The organism is Tetragenococcus halophilus subsp. halophilus DSM 20339 (genome assembly GCF_003841405.1).
In the GTDB taxonomy this organism is placed as follows: Bacteria; Bacillota; Bacilli; order Lactobacillales; family Enterococcaceae; genus Tetragenococcus; species Tetragenococcus halophilus.
Window position 1 is genome coordinate 78263 of sequence record NZ_PXYA01000001.1, and the last position, 16079, is coordinate 94341.

At 35.3% G+C, this 16079-nt stretch carries 16 protein-coding genes; 10 read left to right on the top strand and 6 right to left on the bottom strand.

The annotated features are described in order from the left end of the window. Nucleotides 1-45 precede the first annotated feature (45 nt). The 3 genes from C7K42_RS00400 to C7K42_RS00410 form a co-directional block, all read right to left on the bottom strand. Nucleotides 46-1842, bottom strand: a complete 1797-nt coding sequence (locus C7K42_RS00400; RefSeq protein ID WP_103099648.1) for an ABC transporter permease — start codon at nt 1840-1842, stop codon at nt 46-48. 13 nt (nt 1843-1855) lie between these two features. Further along, the gene (locus C7K42_RS00405; RefSeq protein ID WP_014124423.1) at nt 1856-2608 is read right to left on the bottom strand and encodes an ABC transporter ATP-binding protein; all 753 of its coding nucleotides are present in this window, start codon (nt 2606-2608) and stop codon (nt 1856-1858) included. Between the two features lie 271 nt (nt 2609-2879). Then, nucleotides 2880-3251, bottom strand: a complete 372-nt coding sequence (locus C7K42_RS00410; RefSeq protein ID WP_014124424.1) for a winged helix-turn-helix transcriptional regulator — start codon at nt 3249-3251, stop codon at nt 2880-2882. 146 nt (nt 3252-3397) lie between these two features. Between C7K42_RS00410 and C7K42_RS00415 the strand changes: the two genes are divergently transcribed. Further along, entirely contained in the window at nt 3398-4585 is a 1188-nt protein-coding gene (locus C7K42_RS00415) for an NADH-dependent flavin oxidoreductase (protein ID WP_014124425.1), read from the top strand. A 468-nt stretch (nt 4586-5053) separates the two neighbouring features. On the opposite strand, the gene C7K42_RS00420 is transcribed toward C7K42_RS00415, so the two are convergent. Further along, entirely contained in the window at nt 5054-6067 is a 1014-nt protein-coding gene (locus C7K42_RS00420) for an NADP-dependent oxidoreductase (RefSeq protein WP_014124426.1), read from the bottom strand. A 161-nt stretch (nt 6068-6228) separates the two neighbouring features. Here C7K42_RS00420 and C7K42_RS00425 point away from each other — a divergent pair, with 161 nt between their 5' ends. The 6 genes from C7K42_RS00425 (at nt 6229) to C7K42_RS00450 (ending at nt 11724) form a co-directional block, all read left to right on the top strand. Further along, nucleotides 6229-7170 carry a 2-dehydropantoate 2-reductase gene (locus C7K42_RS00425; RefSeq protein ID WP_069028784.1) on the top strand — a complete coding sequence of 314 codons (942 nt, stop codon included), beginning with the start codon at nt 6229-6231 and terminating at the stop codon, nt 7168-7170. A gap of 492 nt (nt 7171-7662) precedes the next feature. Further along, nucleotides 7663-8526, top strand: coding sequence for a MetQ/NlpA family ABC transporter substrate-binding protein (locus tag C7K42_RS00430; protein ID WP_014124428.1), 864 nt, complete (start codon nt 7663-7665; stop codon nt 8524-8526). Between the two features lies 1 nt (nt 8527). Continuing rightward, on the top strand, nt 8528-9241 hold the full coding sequence (locus C7K42_RS00435; protein WP_014124429.1) for a 5'-methylthioadenosine/adenosylhomocysteine nucleosidase: 714 nt from the start codon (nt 8528-8530) through the stop codon (nt 9239-9241). A gap of 84 nt (nt 9242-9325) precedes the next feature. Next, nucleotides 9326-10489 (top strand): 5-methyltetrahydropteroyltriglutamate--homocysteine S-methyltransferase, encoded by a 1164-nt coding sequence (locus C7K42_RS00440; RefSeq protein ID WP_014124430.1) that lies wholly within the window; start codon nt 9326-9328, stop codon nt 10487-10489. Between the two features lie 170 nt (nt 10490-10659). Next, the gene (locus C7K42_RS00445) at nt 10660-11160 is read left to right on the top strand and encodes a methylated-DNA--[protein]-cysteine S-methyltransferase (RefSeq protein WP_014124431.1); all 501 of its coding nucleotides are present in this window, start codon (nt 10660-10662) and stop codon (nt 11158-11160) included. Between the two features lie 15 nt (nt 11161-11175). After that, nucleotides 11176-11724, top strand: coding sequence for a bifunctional transcriptional activator/DNA repair enzyme AdaA (locus tag C7K42_RS00450; RefSeq protein ID WP_014124432.1), 549 nt, complete (start codon nt 11176-11178; stop codon nt 11722-11724). A 135-nt stretch (nt 11725-11859) separates the two neighbouring features. Here C7K42_RS00450 and C7K42_RS00455 read toward each other — a convergent pair whose 3' ends face one another. Then, nucleotides 11860-12705 (bottom strand): YitT family protein, encoded by an 846-nt coding sequence (locus C7K42_RS00455; RefSeq protein ID WP_103099649.1) that lies wholly within the window; start codon nt 12703-12705, stop codon nt 11860-11862. 219 nt (nt 12706-12924) lie between these two features. After that, nucleotides 12925-13377 (bottom strand): prolyl-tRNA synthetase associated domain-containing protein, encoded by a 453-nt coding sequence (locus C7K42_RS00460; RefSeq protein WP_069028785.1) that lies wholly within the window; start codon nt 13375-13377, stop codon nt 12925-12927. Nucleotides 13378-13610: 233 nt separating this feature from the next. Here C7K42_RS00460 and C7K42_RS00465 point away from each other — a divergent pair, with 233 nt between their 5' ends. The 3 genes from C7K42_RS00465 to C7K42_RS00475 all read left to right on the top strand — a co-directional run bounded on the left by C7K42_RS00465 (nt 13611) and on the right by C7K42_RS00475 (nt 15965). Then, nucleotides 13611-14222: a hypothetical protein gene (locus C7K42_RS00465; protein WP_014124435.1), complete on the top strand. Its 612-nt coding sequence runs from the start codon at nt 13611-13613 to the stop codon at nt 14220-14222. An 83-nt stretch (nt 14223-14305) separates the two neighbouring features. Then, nucleotides 14306-14977: a response regulator transcription factor gene (locus tag C7K42_RS00470; RefSeq protein WP_014124436.1), complete on the top strand. Its 672-nt coding sequence runs from the start codon at nt 14306-14308 to the stop codon at nt 14975-14977. Then, nucleotides 14967-15965, top strand: coding sequence for a sensor histidine kinase (locus tag C7K42_RS00475; protein WP_041591790.1), 999 nt, complete (start codon nt 14967-14969; stop codon nt 15963-15965). The genes C7K42_RS00470 and C7K42_RS00475 overlap by 11 nt, the downstream gene beginning before the upstream one ends. Nucleotides 15966-16079 lie beyond the last annotated feature (114 nt).

The window sequence follows — 16079 nt, forward strand, 5'->3', positions numbered from 1 at the left end:
CAAGCAAAAAAGCCCCTTTTAAAAGGAGCTTTCATTTTGTGTAAGCTATTCTTTTTTCTCTAAAACAATATCGGTGTATAACCAGACCGTTAACAAATAATAAAGCAGATATAAGATGAAGAAGATAAGAAACGGTAACCAAATGCCGGCATAAGGTTCGGTAATTAAAGAAGTAAACATTTTTAGACCAAATAACACATGAATAGCGCCTAAAATTCCCGGTGCTAAAAATAATACCACAATTTCTCTTCTGATCGATTTTTTTAATAAACTCATTCGCGTACCAATTTTATTTAGCATGTTGTAACGAGCAACGTCACTGGCTGCTCCTGATAGGATTTTAAACATCAAGCAACTCGCTAGCATTGTCAAAAAAGCGATGCCGAGGAAAAATCCCATAAACTCAAGTCCAGAGAACATTTCATTGTAGAGTGTGTAAATGTCATATTTTTGGTTCATAGAAAATTGATCTTGGGCTAAAGATGGATTTTGTTTTACATTTTCAGCAACAATTTTTCCAACAGCATCTTTTTGGGCCATAAAATCTTTAACTTGAACAACTTGTAAGCGACTGCTTGCCTGATTAAGCTCATTAAACTCATCTGCAGCGACCATCGATATCTCTTTTCCCTGTTGCTCGGGAAGCAATAAGGTCCGTAGACTATCCATCTTAGCTTCATCATTAGCTAATTCTTCACCAGAATAAGTGGTTTTTTTAGGCGTTGTGTCATAGTAAATCGCGTTTAAAGGTTCTTCATCAAACTGTTCTTGGTTAAAATAAACCGTATCTTCATCTTCTTTTAGCTGATAACTAAGGTCTAAAGTCGGATTTAGCTCTTCGACTTGTTTTTGATCAGCATCTTGTGCGTTATTTAAGAATAAGTCATAAGTAGAGGTTTGCTCAGTCATTTTCGGAATTTCCTTGTGAAAACCTAATCCGACAGTTAACGCGCCTAGTGCTAAAGCGAAAATGATCGATACCATCGAAAGCATTTTAGTATAGTCTTGAATACGAAAGCTTAACTGCGATAATGTAAAGTTATTTAAATTTTTCAGTCTTAATTTATCGGAGCGTTTCAAAAGATTTAAACCAAAAATCATGACAGAATGAAAAACGAAATAGCTTCCTAATACAATTGTAAATAAAGCGATGATTAGCGCGAGTAAACCAATCTTGTCAACACTATTCATCATGTAATAGCCAATTCCGAGTAAGACCAGCCCACTGATGGCTTCTAGGGCTAATACTACTGGCTTACGTCGTGAGGCAGTCGGCATTTCGTTTGCTTTTAATAAAGATAAAATCGGCTTTCTGACGATTGAAGAAGCGTTAATTGTCGCGGCCAATAAAAATAAGATCGTAAAAAAGATTAATGTAAGAAGGAGCGCTTTAGCGCTGAAGGCGGAAAAATTTGTTACTTGAATGTCCAGTTGATTGGTCAAAAGTTTGCTTACAATAGAGGACAATCCAACACCTATAATAGCGCCTAGAAGTGTTGCCCAAAGACCGATAATAAACGTTTCGATAAAAATCAGCAGAGCGATTTTACGTTGTTTAGCGCCTAACATCATAAACATCGCATAGTCTTTTTGTCGCATACTCATCAAAAAAGAATTGGCATATAAAATATAAACTAAGGTGATAATACCAAGCAAAACAGAGCCTAGCTGAAAAATAATACCTGTCATAGCTACAGGAGAATTACTTGATAAAAAAGCATCGTTACTTGCCATAGATTGAAACATATAAAATATTCCTGCGGCAATCATTAGTCCAGAAAAAAGAACTGCGTAATCGCGCCAGCGTCCTTTAAGTCCAGTCAGTGATAATTTTAAAAGCATTTGTGTTCACCTCCTATTGTTCTAAAGTTCCTAGAATCTTTAATATTTGTCTATAAAAACTTTCTCGACTTTGGTCGTTTCTTTTGACTTCTTGTTGGATGACACCATCTTGGATAAATAAAATCCGTTTACAGTAACTAGCAGAAAAAGGATCGTGGGTTACAAGTAAGATGGAAATCTGGTCATTTTGATTTAATTCTTTCATGGTGTCCAGCAAATCACGTGAACTTTGCGAATCAAGAGCGCCCGTAGGTTCATCACCTAATAAGATGGCAGGTTGAGTCACTAAAGCACGAGCGGCGGCTACCCGTTGTTTTTGCCCACCAGAAATTTCTGCTGGGTACTTTTCTAAAATGGCATCAATTGATAATCGCTGCGCGATTTGATTTACTCTTTTTTTGATTTCCTTAGCGTTAACACCTTGAAGTGAAAGGGGGACCGCAATATTCTCAGAAGCCGTTAGATTTTCTAAAAGGTTAAATTCTTGAAAGATAAATCCTATTTCTTGACTACGAAAATCCGCAATCTGGTTACCCTTTAGTTTTGTGACGTCATTTCCGTCGATGGTGATTGTTCCATCTGTTGGTTTATCAAGCGTGGCTAATAAATTTAACAAGGTCGATTTACCCGAACCAGAAGGGCCCATAATACCGATAAATTCTCCTTTTTCCACAGTAAAAGAAAGTTGTTTTAACGCCTCAGTTTGTTCTCCTTGCGCTTTACCATAAACTTTTCTCAAATCTTGTGCATCGACAATTTTTTCCATGTTCATTTCCTCCTCATAGTTTTTCTTTCGTATTTAGGATGTCAATTTCTTTGACTGGTTCATAAGTTGTCACGCTTCTTTTTTGTTTTAAGTACAATTCCAACCAAAAATTTTTGCAAAAGATTTCCTCCCTGTTATTTGATGATAGACTTATCTTAATAAGAGAAACTTTCGAATCTTTTTCGTAAATCTTACAAAAGTCTTACAATACAAAAATACTCCATAATGATTAGCTTGCTTCTCTAATCATTATGGAGTTAGTAATGTTTTTTTACATCTCTATAAAACCGTCATAATCCCTTAATAAAGTAACATCTTCGCCATCTGTTTGTGCTTGTTTAATCCGTTTTTCTCCCCAAATAGACATGGAAACTAGAATATCTCGTAATGTCTTTCCTTCTTCTGTTAAAGCGTAGACGACTTTAGGGGGAACTTGGTTATAAACTTCTCGAGCAATAATCTGATCTTTTTCCAACTCTCTAAGTTGTTGTGTTAGCATTTTTTGCGTAACGTTAGGGAGCTTTCTTTTTAATTCTCCTGAGCGTAAGGGTCCATGTCCTAAATTACATAATATAATAGGTTTCCATTTTCCACCGATAACATCTAAAGTAGCCTCAATGCCCATTTGATATATTTTACTCATGATAAATCCTCTTTTCTTCCAATAGGAACTTTTTGGTATCTATAGCACTTTATAGTGCGTACTTACGTATTCTTCTTCGTAGATTTATACTAACATATGTAAAGCAAAAGAAAAGAGCTTTGCTAAAAAATAAGGAGTGTTGAACTATGGCAGATTATCAATTTTTAGAACCTTTACAATTTAACAATGGCATCACCTTAAAGAATAAAATAGTCATGGCACCTATGACTACAATGTCTAGCTTTTATAATGGCAAGATTACGCAAGATGAGCTTAATTATTTTGCTGCTAGAGCTGGAGGTCCAGGTATGATTGTCACTTCAGTAGCTAATGTTTCTGATAATGGAAAAGGTTTTGAAGGCGAACTTTCTGTAGCACACGATGAAATGCTACCAGGGTTAAAAAACCTAGCAGCTACGATCAAAAAGGATGGCGCAAAGGCGATTTTGCAGATTTTTAATGCAGGTAGAAAATCAACCTCACAAGTGTTGCGGGGAGAAACCCCTGTAAGTGCTAGTGCGATTGCAGCAGAATTTCCTCCAGGTTTGGAAACACCACGAGCATTAGAACAAGAAGAAGTTGAACAAATCATTAAAAACTTTGGAGCTGCTACAAGAAGAGCCATTCAAGCGGGTTTTGATGGTGTGGAATTACATGGAGCAAATACTTATTTGTTACAACAATTTTATTCTGCCAATTCTAACCAACGTTCTGATGAATGGGGCGGCGATCGAGAAAAACGTTTGAGATTTCCACTTGCGGTTATTAAAGAAGTGACGGAAACGATCGAAAAGTATGCAACAGATCCATTTTTATTAGGTTATAGAATTTCACCAGAAGAAGTTGAAACGCCAGGTATTCGTTTAGAAGATACTTTATATCTTGCCGAAACAATTAAAAAGCAAGTGGATTATATTCATCTATCTATGGGAAGTTACAAACGTACGTCATTAAATGATGAAACAGACACGACGCCTATTTTGAAAAAATTTGCGGAAAAAATCGCCAACGAAATTCTGCTTATCGGCGTAGGTTCGGTTGAACTTCCGAAAGATGCTGAAGAAATGATAGACGGCGGCGCTGACTTAGTGGCTATTGGTCGTGAACTTTTACGTGAACCCCGTTGGGTAGAAAAAGTAATGATGGGCGATGAAGCAAGCATTCGTACGACAATGAGTTTTGCAGATATGGAAGAATTAGGCATTTCAGGAGCTATGCAAACTTATTTGAAAGAATCATTTGGCAGTGTAATGAACTTTACACCTGATGGCAAAAAAGCAGAAAATTACCAAAACCAAGCGGCTCCAATGGAAGGTTTTGAAAAGAAACTGTAAGTTGAAGTAGAGGAGCTTTTATAACTAAAAAAGTTTGTTTTATGAAAGTAAACTCCAGATATAGACTCAGTTGGTTTCCAGGGAACCTAATGAAACGTTTACTATCTTTGATTTTTCAGGGGTTAAATTATGATTTCACTCCTGTCTTTGTCCATATCAAAAGTGTCTATTACTTATAAAATAAATGGTATAGCATCTCTAAATCTAAGCTAAATTTGAAATGCTCATACTGTGGCACTATGAAGAAGCTTACTTCATTGAATAATCCGCTTTTGTATGCTATACTTCCTTATATAAGGAAAGAGGGATTGTTATGAACAACCCCTCAATGACAGCACCGTTTAAGACGGTGACAGAAAACATTATTTAATTAAAAATAACCGTCGCCCTGCTAAAAATGGACCCTAGTTAATAGACACTGATAAAAAACCGTCAGTGGACCTATTATCTAGGGTCTTTTTTATCCAACTATTCTTTATCAGCGATTTTCACAATTTGTTTACCGATATTTTCGCCACTAAATAAACCTAAAAAGGCATCAGGTGTTTGATGGAAACCATCGTAAATCGTTTCTTCAAATTTTAACTCACCGTTAGCCACTTTCTTTTCTAGTGCTTCATAAGCTTCATCAAAAGAATCTGCAAAATCAGCCACGAGTAATCCTTGCATTTTTGCGCGAGAGTTGATCAAAAAGCGTTGGACGCGTAGACCAATGTCTTCTTCACCTTCTTTAAGATTGTAAGAAGAAATTGCACCACAAACTGGGATACGGGCAAAAACGTTAAGTAATGGCCAAACCGCTTCAGAAATTTCACCGCCTACATTTTCATAATAAACATCGATTCCGTCAGGGCAAGTCTCTTGTAATTGTTCGCTCACATTACCTTTCTTATATTCAACCGCTGCATCATAGCCTAATGTTTCAGTGATATATTGGGCTTTTTTCTCAGAACCAACAATACCGACCACCCGTGCACCAACACTTTTAGCTAGCTGCCCTGCAACTTGTCCTACAGCACCAGCTGCGCCTGAAACTACTACAGTTTCCCCTTTTTTGGGTTCACCGATGTGCATCATTCCAAAATAAGCCGTTAGAGCAGGCATACCTAAGACACTTAAGGCGTTACTTGGTTTTAAATGATCTGTTTGCACTTTACGTACTTCTGAAGGCTTAACGACATTATATTCTTGGAAATTCGTTGTACCTGTGACTAAATCTCCTTTAGAAAATTCATTACTATTAGATTGAACAACTTCACTTACGGTACTTCCATATAAAGCTTTGCCCACTTCAAAAGGTGCAGAATAAGAAGGCGCATCGGACATTCTGCCACGCATATACGGATCAACTGAGAGATATAAAGTTTTGACTAATATTTCGCCTTGCCCTGCTTCAAAAACATCAATGTTTTTATACTCGAAAGTATTATCATCGGGTAAACCATTCGGACGTTCTTTTAGAATTAATTGTTCTTGTTGCATTTATATTACCTCCGCTTAATATATTTTCTGTACAATAAAAGTGTAGCACGGATAATATCTGAACGTAAAAAAATTACAACCTCTTAAATGGTTTTTTATCAGGAATAAGCGTAGTATAATAAAATGGGTGAAATGAATATACCTAGTAGGAAGTGAATTATATGAAAATTATTATAGCCGGAGCCGGAGCTATGGGAAGTCGTTTTGGGCTAATGTTACATCGTGCGAATCATGAAGTTGTTTTAGTGGATGGTTGGCAAGAACACATTGATGCAATCAATAAAAATGGATTACAAGCTAATTTTAACGGAGAAAAAATAGTTGAAAATATTTCTGCCTATAATCAAAATGAGATTGCAAAGGTTGATTTTTCAGCAGATTTGGTGATTTTATTTACTAAAGCTATGCAGTTAGATTCCATGTTGCAATCTATTAATAGTCTTTTACATGAAGATACGAAGGTACTTTGTCTACTAAACGGCATTGGTCATGAAGATATGATTAAAAAATATGTACCTTATCAAAATATTTTCTTAGGAAATACTATGTGGACTTCCGGTCTGCAAGGCCCAGGAAAAGTGAAACTATTTGGCGATGGTTCGATTGACTTACAAAACTTAGCACAAGGCCAAGAACAAGCAGCCAATACAATTGTTGAGGCATTGAACCGAGCTGATTTAAATGCAAAGTATTCTTCTAATATTTTGTCCTCTATTTATAAAAAGGCATGTGTGAATGGAAGTGTCAATGGACTATGCACTGTTTTAGAATGTAACATCGCTAGTCTTGGTGCAAGCAGTTACGCCAACATTATTATTTCTCAAATTGTCGATGAATTTATCGCAATTGCTAACGCACAAAATATTTTCCTAGACAAAGACGAAGTTTTAACACAAATAAAATCAAGTTTTGATCCAGAAACAATAGGTTTACATTATCCATCAATGTATCAGGATTTAATCGATAATAAACGTTTAACTGAGATCGACTATATTAATGGCGTGATTGTTAGAAAAGGAAAACAATACCAAATACCAACGCCTTATTGTAACTTTTTAACAGAATTGATTCATTCCAAAGAGGAAATTTTAGGTGTTAGTTAAAAATAAGATTATCAGAATAATTAAAAAATTTGATTTAGCAGCAATGGTATACAAGGACTAATAGTTAAAATGGAAGAATTTTCAAAAAATAGCTTGACAAAGTTTTGACTATTCTCTATACTAATTTGCAAATCACAGATAAAGCGATAATAGAGAAGAGTAACTATTGCGTTTGTTAAAGAGAGCCCGGATGGTGTGAAAGGGTGCAAATAAATTTAGTGAAGATGAGCTCTAAGCTTTTTGTTCAGTTAGCGCTGAATAAACGGGAAAGCAGCCGATATACTGCCGGGTATCATGCGTACCGTTGAGATATTGGCTGTGAGGTCGATATGAATAAGGGTGGTAACACGAAAAGTCTTCGTCCCTTTGTTTATTAGAAATAATAAGCAAAGGGATGGAGATTTTTTTTTATCTCTAAAAACATATAAGGGGGAAGAATTTGCTTGTTTGTTGGCGTATCATTAGTTGTTTAAACATTAAGGAAGGTGACACATGAAAAAAATAAGTTTATATATAGGTGCAACAATTTTTTTACTGCTTTTAGGTGCTTGTGGAAATAGTGGGTCTGCAGAACAAGAGGGTGCACAGCAAAATGATGGTGTTGTTCATATCAGTTCAGTAGATTCGGATGCGGAAGTTTGGGATTATATCGCAAACTCAGATGCAGCCCAAGAGGCGGGACTTGAAATTGAGGTAACAGAAATCACAGGAGGAACACAGTCCAATAATGCTGTGGCAGATGGCGATGTAGACGCGAATGCTTTTCAGTCTATTGAATATTTAAAAAGTTATAACGAAGAAAGTGAAACAAATTTAATTCCTATAGCGACAACTTATATGGAACCTATGGGATTATACTCAGACAAGTATGATTCTGTGGAAGATCTTCCTAATGGTGCTCAGGTAGCGCTAGCAGATAATCCAGCAAATACCGCACGAGGATTGCGCCTATTAGAATCGGCTGGATTGATTACACTAGAAGAGGACTTTGATGATGGGCTGGGTACACCTGATGATATTGCAGAAAATCTTAAAAATCTCGAGTTTAGCTTAATTGATGATCTGACGGGCCCTCGTGTTTTATCTGATTTGGATTTAATTCCAATCAGTAACACGGTCGCACTTGAAGGGGGGCTAAATGTATTAGAAGATGCTATTTATCATGAAGAAGTTAATGATGACAATAAAGGGAATTTTAACATTATTGCAGTCCAAGAAGGAAGAGAAGATGAAGAAGATCTGCAAAAGCTAGGAGAAATCTATCATGACCCTGAAATCCAAGAGTATATAGATGAAGAATTTGAAGGTACCAAAGTAGAAGTAGACGAATCAATTGATGAAGTTTGGGGGGAATAAAGTGAAAATTGCTATTATTGCGGCGATGCAAGAAGAAGTAACTCCTTTTCGTGAATTCTTCACACAACGTAAACAAATTTGGCAAAAAGGAAAGACTGTTATTGAAAAACTCAACGAAGATGTTTATTTAGTTGAATCAGGTATTGGTAAAGTAAATGCGGCTGCTAGTACGGCTTGGTTATGTGAACATGTCGCACCCGATTTAATTATTAATACTGGAACTACTGGTACTTTTCATGCAAATGCAGCCTTAGGAGAAATACTTCTTAGCGATCGTTTTGTTTATAGTGATGTGGATGCGACAGGCTTTGACTATCAATATGGTCAAGTGCCTCAGATGCCAGCTGATTATCCGATTAGCCATGCTCTTTTGCAAGAAGTTGAAAAGTTATTTGCTGTTCACAATATTACTTATCATTTAGGAACGATTGTAACTGCGGATTCTTTTATGAGTGATGATGCCACTATCAACACAATACGCAAAAATTTTCCAGACTTGATAGGTTCGGATATGGAAAGTTGCGCAATTGCTCAAGTAGCTAGTTTTTATAATATTCCGATACTCAATGTGCGCGCAATTTCGGATAAGGTAGGAGATAAAGCACCACAGATGTTTGATGATTCAGTGGATAACGTGAGCGTTCAAGCATTTCAAGCTGTTCAAATTCTTTTAAATAGCTTATCAAAGGATGCTGTAGATAAAAAAATTAAATAAAAAAAGGATGATATAAAGGAAGAGAGCCAGTTCTCAAAAGTATTTAAAAATAATAAATAAAAAGATAATACAGGAGGAATTATAATGGCAGATACAAAATTAAAACAACAATCACCTTATCGTTATGACATCGTCGGTAGTTTCTTAAGACCCGAGGCGTTAAAGCAAGCTAGAGAAGATTTTGAGCAAGGAAACATCTCGGCAGAAGAATTAAAAGAAGTAGAAGATCAGGCAATTATTGATTTAATAAAGAAACAGGAAGAAGTTGGACTTAACGCTGTAACGGACGGTGAGTTTCGTCGTAGTTGGTGGCATTTAGATTTCTTTTGGGGACTCAATGGTGTTACAAAAGCAGCAAGTGATAAAGGCTATCAGTTTAAAGACAAGGAAACTCGAGCAGAAACTGCTAGACTAACAGGTAAACTGGGTGGAAAAAATCATCCCTTTGTAGAACATTTTCGTTTTGCAAAAGAACATGCAAAAGAAGATACGGAAGTAAAATTAACGATACCAGCCCCTGCACAATTTTGGGCAGAATTGGCTAGACCGGAAAATGAAGCATCAACTAAAGAAATATATTCAACAACAGAAGCCTTAGTTGACGGGATTATTTCCGCCTATCGAGAAGCGATATCGGAATTTTATGCTGCAGGTGTTAAAACCTTACAAATCGATGATTGTACTTGGGGAATGTTAGCAGCTGGCACTTCTATGACAAATGGTATTCCAGAAAAAGTGGCTAGTAAAGAGCGCGCTAGGGCTGAAAAAGAAGCGGAAGAACAAAAACGGTTGTTTGTTACTTTAAATAATGCAATTATCGACAATCAACCACAAGATCTTGTGATCAACACACACATTTGTCGAGGAAATTATCAGTCAACTTGGTCCTCTTCAGGTGGCTATGATAATGTGTCTAGCCCCTTATTTGACCAAGAAAATGTCAACGCTTATTATCTAGAATACGATAGTGATCGTGCAGGCGGTTTTTCACCTTTAGCTAATGTAACAGCTGGAAAGAAGGTGGTTTTAGGCTTAGTGACTTCTAAATCAGGAAGTTTAGAAAATCGGGAAGATATTATCGCTCGCATCAAAGAAGCAAGTCAGTTTGTTCCTTTAGAAAATTTATGTCTTAGTCCTCAATGTGGTTTTGCCTCCACTGAAGAAGGAAATATTTTAACCGAAGAACAGCAATGGAATAAAATAAGATTTATCAAAGACATTGCCCAAGAAGTATGGAAAGATGCTTAATTTAACAGCAAAAGTCCAGATCTATAAAAGAATAGGTCTGGACTTTTTTTAGGTTAAAAAAGCCAGATTGTATTATTTTTTATAGGAAAAAATTGCTATAATAGATTTATAAGAAAGAAATTTTTTTAGTGATGAAATGAGTAAAGATGATAAAAGAAAGGTGGGAAAAGATGTTATATAAAAGTAAATATGCATCACCTTTAGGCAATCTCCTAATATTAGCTGACAACAGTTCTGTGTTGGGGCTATGGTTTGAAGATCAGAAATATTACGGTGCTTCCTATTCTTTAGAAGAAGCTGTTTATCAAGAAAACCGTGTGATAAAGAAAGTAAAAGAGTGGTTGAGTGACTATTTCGACGGAAGAAAACCTGCAAAAGAGCATTTATCATTAGCTCCTAAAGTTACAGATTTTCGTCAAAAGGTATTATCAATTTTGCAAACTGTACCTTATGGACAAACAATTACTTATCAGCAAATCCTTGATAAATTAAAAGAAAATTACGGTGAAAACGTCGGATCAGCACGAGCTGTTGGTGGCGCTGTAGGACATAATCCTATTTCGATCATTATCCCTTGTCATAGAGTCATTGGAAGCGATGGTTCTCTGACCGGTTATGCAGGAGGGATCGAAAGAAAATTAAAACTGCTTACTTTAGAAGACATTCGATGAGAGGAGGTTTATTGTGTGAGTGTAACAAAAACTGAGTGGCAGGCCATAAAAGCTAATAATAAGTATTATGATGATATCTTTTGGTATGCAGTCAAAAGTACTCGGATTTTTTGTCGCCCCTCTTGTCTTTCAAGATTACCCAAAAAAGAAAATATAGAAATTTATTATACAAAAGAAGGGGCTGTACAGGCAGGTTACAGACCTTGTAAAAGATGCCAACCCTTAGGTGAGCCAGTTAGCAATCAGGAATGGGTAAGAGAAATTGATACGATTTTACTTCATAACTATCAGCAGAAGTTAACCCTAGAAGAATTAGCTCACTTAGCACGAGGTTCAGAATCATATTTACGCCACACTTATAAAGCAATTACTGGGATAACCCCACAAAAACGATTGATGAATATTCGTCTAACTATGGCAAAAAAAGGATTGTTGGAAACAAATCGAACCGTCAAAGAAATTGCTGAAAGCGTAGGGATGGAAAATGTCGCTTACTTTATCAAAAAGTTTGGCGAGTATTACGATGACTCTCCTTTACAATTTAGGAGAAAATACATCAAATAAAATGACTCCTCCAAAATCATAAAAAATGGTGGTATCATTAAAAAGATGCCAGCAATTGAAAAATTATTGGAGGGACATCAAAAAAGTTCCCACCAATATTTGTAAATTATGGTGGGAACAAGGAATATTTTTATCTTAATTGATATTGATAAAGCCACTACCTAATACATCTCTAACATCATGAATGGCCAAAAATGCATGTTCGTCTTCCTTATTGACAAGCTTTTTAATCCTAGTAACTTGTGATTGCGGTACAACAACATAAAGCATGGTTCTTTGATTTTTACTATAACCACCGCTACCTGTTAATAACGTTGAACCTCTGCCTGTAAAATCATTGATTTTATTACTGATTTCCTCATTCTTATTAGATATAATGGTAACCACCTTTTTAGGGTTAAAACCTTCAATAATAAAGGAGGTAGCTCTTTCTGTTACAAACAGCATAATGATAGTAAATAAAACATTTTCTATAGGAAGTACTAAAAGAAAAGATAGGACAACTAGACCATCCAACATAAAAATTCCTTGAGAAGTTTTTATATCCAGATATTTGTTGAGGACTTTAGCTATAACTGAAGTTCCGCCTAGGGTACTACCTGTTGAGATCACTAGACCCGCGCCAATACCTATAACAGCACCCCCGAACACAGAGTTTATAACAAAGTCGTCGACACCTAAATTGATTCCTTCGGTTAAATTCAGAAAGAAAGAAAGTGCAGTGTTGGCGATCACAGTATAAATTGCTGTGGTTTTACTTAAAAATTTCCAACCGACAAAAACGACTAAAGTGTTTATAATCAAAGATGTTAAGGCGGGCGAAAGGCCAAGCGTATACCTTAAAGCCAAAGATATCCCGACAGTACCTCCATCTCCTAAATTTGCTCCAAGTAGAAAACAGTTAACACCGAGCGCATTGATAAAAGTTCCTATGAAACAAAGTATGATATTTTTATAATGTTTATTAATAAATTTAGCCATTACTACACTCCTTTCTCCCCTTGAAAATATAATAAGCTGCTTTAAAGCAGTCTATAAGCTTGCAAGAGTTATTAATAATCCTGGAATAGGATAGCATATTTTTTATTGTATAATCTACTAAAAAAGCTTGAAAATTTACTGAAATCAAGCATTTTTTTCAATGAAAAAGGCAAGTATTTAAGTACTTGCCTCCAATTCGGTATTCTTTTGTAAAATGAATTAAGCAAAATTTAATTGATGGATTTCATGTTTTGTTTCTTTTATAAATTGCAAGAGCTGCTCAAAAGTAATAAAAACAGTAGCAGTGTTATCATTAGGGTGAAGACCAATGACATTTGCGTCTTTTAAATGACTATCTACATAAACAGTCACATCGTTCTGTTTGTCATTTAATAAACCAAATGGACTGACAGCTCCTTTAGCTAAGCCTAAGTATTTTTCAAGCCGTTCTTCAGAGGCAAAAGATAAGCGAGAAGAGGCAATCATTGTTTTAACTTCTTTTAAATCTATATTTTGATCCTCTTCAACCACAAGCAGATAGTGTTCTTTCCCATTGCCATTTCTTAAAAATAAATTTTTAGCAACGGTGGAATGCGCTGGAAAATCCAGGGCTTTCATTTCTTCTATTGTGTAAACAGCCGGGTGCTCAATCCTTTGAAAATCAATATTCATTTCTTCTAACTTTGCATAGACGAGTTGTTTTTGTTCTATAAAAGATCTCCTTATAGCTTTATTATTAATAATAAATTATCATGGTATAAAGATGTTCTCAAGTTTTAGATAATTGTTATCAATTAGAAAATAGTTAACTCTTTTTTAAGAAATTAATTAATTCTTTTTTAGTATTTTATCGTTATATTGAGAATAGAAAATATTCTTAATAGGAGAGTTAAAGGAGCAAGATTATGGAAGAGAAAAAAGGATATATACTATTAACCGATACGGGAACGCTGTTTACTAAGTTTATTAGGCTGTATACACATCATCCTTACAATCATGCTTCCATTGCTTTTACTTCTGATTTGTCGGAAGTTTATAGCTTTGGCAGAAAGCATATAAGAAATCCATTTATTGGTGGGTTTATCGAGGAAAATATCAGAACGGGGCTACTTAAAAAAGCGCACTGTGCAGTTTACTCTTTTGATATTACACAAGAGCAATTAGAACAAATGGAGTTATATGTTGAACAAATAAAAGCAGAAAAAGAATATTATCATTATAATTTTATTGGTTTATTTGGTTTTTTAATCAATAGACCTATAAAAAGAGATCATGTATTTTTCTGTTCACAATTTGTCGCTTCAGTACTGGCAGAATGCGAGTTTAATACTTTTGAAAAACCATTATCTTTAGTTGCGCCGCAAGATTTAAAAGAAATTCCTACATTACAGTTAGAATTTCAAGGAAAACTAAGTGATTACTATAACAACGCAGCAATAAATGAAGCAAAGCCTTCGTTCTTCTCTCAATTATTTTCAATGGAAATATGGGTGGGGTCGTTGATCAATCGTCACTAGTGTTTAAACAGCTGAAAATATTAGACAGAAAGCTTGGATTAAGGCATACTAAAGGAAAATATGGGAAGAAAAGAGGTGCCGTCATGAAAATATTTATCGTTGAAGATGATGAAGTGATTGCTAATAAAATCAAACAACATCTAGTAAAATGGGATTATGAAAGTTTGATTGCAAAGGATTTTCAAAACATTTTGTCAGCGCTTGTTTCCTTTGATCCGCAGCTAGTTTTGCTTGATATCACCCTTCCTTTTTTTGACGGTTACCATTGGTGTCGGGAAATGCGGAAAATTTCCAGTGTGCCGATTATTTTTATCTCCTCGGCTATAGATAATCTGAATATTCTTCGTGCAATTGAGATGGGAGCCGATGATTATATTACAAAACCCTTTGACTTGGAAATTTTAATGGCAAAAATACAAGCGCTTCTTCGTCGTAGTTACGACTTTAGTGATTCCAATGACTTAATTGAACATCGTGGTTTAATTTTTAATAGCAGCAACTTTACGATTTCCTATCAAGACCATGAGATGGAACTGACAAAAAACGAAGCAAAAGTTTTCCAAAAGTTAATGGAAAATAAAGGACATATTGTCTCTCGGAAAAAGCTCATGCTTTATCTATGGGAATCAGATAGTTATGTGGATGATAGCGCACTGTATACCAATATCAATCGTTTAAGGAAAAAGTTAGCTGAAATGGGCTTAGAGGATTTTGTTCGTACAAAAAAAGGAGAAGGTTATCTTATTGAAAACTAAAGGTGTGCTACTACTCCAATATCTATACAAACAAAGAATGTTTCTTTTTCTCTGTCTCTTTTTTGCTGTGGTTAATATTGTAGTGGGCTATGTTTATCAATTGCCGCTAGAAAGAGCTTTATTAAGCATTGTTATCAGCAGTTTTGTAGTTATTATTATGGGTGTTTTTGATTTTTACCATTTCTATACCAAACGTACTCAATTAGCTCGTCTTAAAAGTTCTGAAGAGGTCACATTCAAAGACTTACCTGAAAGCAATGGTTCTGTTGAAAAGGACTATCAAGTAATTATTCAAAAAATAAACCAGCAGCTTTTAGCTTTAGAAAATGAAGCGGCACACACTGAACAAGAAATTTTGGATTATTTCACAACTTGGGTCCATCAGATTAAGGTACCGATTGCAGCACTTCATTTAATTTTACAAGAAGATGAAGCAGAAGTTTCAGATGAGTTGGAAGAACAACTATTTAAAATTGATCAGTACGTAAATTTGATTTTACAGTATGTCCGCTTGGAAAGTTCTTCCACCGATTATCATTTTCAAGAAGTGGATGTAGATGACTTAATTCGAGAAAATATTAAAAAGTACGCTCCTTCTTTTATCCGAAAAAAACTTACGCTACATTATGAGATGATTCATCTTCGTGTTGTTACTGATGCCAAGTGGCTAAGTTTTGTCATCGATCAACTACTTTCTAATGCCTTAAAGTACACTCATGAAGGATCAATATCGATTTATTTAGAAAATCAGTCTTTAGTTATCGAAGATACAGGTATTGGTATTTCAGCAGAAGATTTACCTAGAGTGGGTCAAAGAAATTTCACAGGATTTACGGGACGCCAACAAAAAAATGCTACGGGCATTGGCTTTTACCTGTCCAAACAAGTGATTCAGAAATTAGGGCACCAGCTTTTCCTATCTTCCAAAGCTAAAAAAGGGACAAAAGTATCTATACATTTTGACAAACAGGAAATGATTACAAAATAAAGCAATCTAACAAAACTGTTAGAAAATAAAGAGAAATGCCAGCTTAAATTATAGAAAGGCATTTCTCTTTTTTGCTATCGTTAGATTAACAAAGAAATATCACTACTTAGAAAG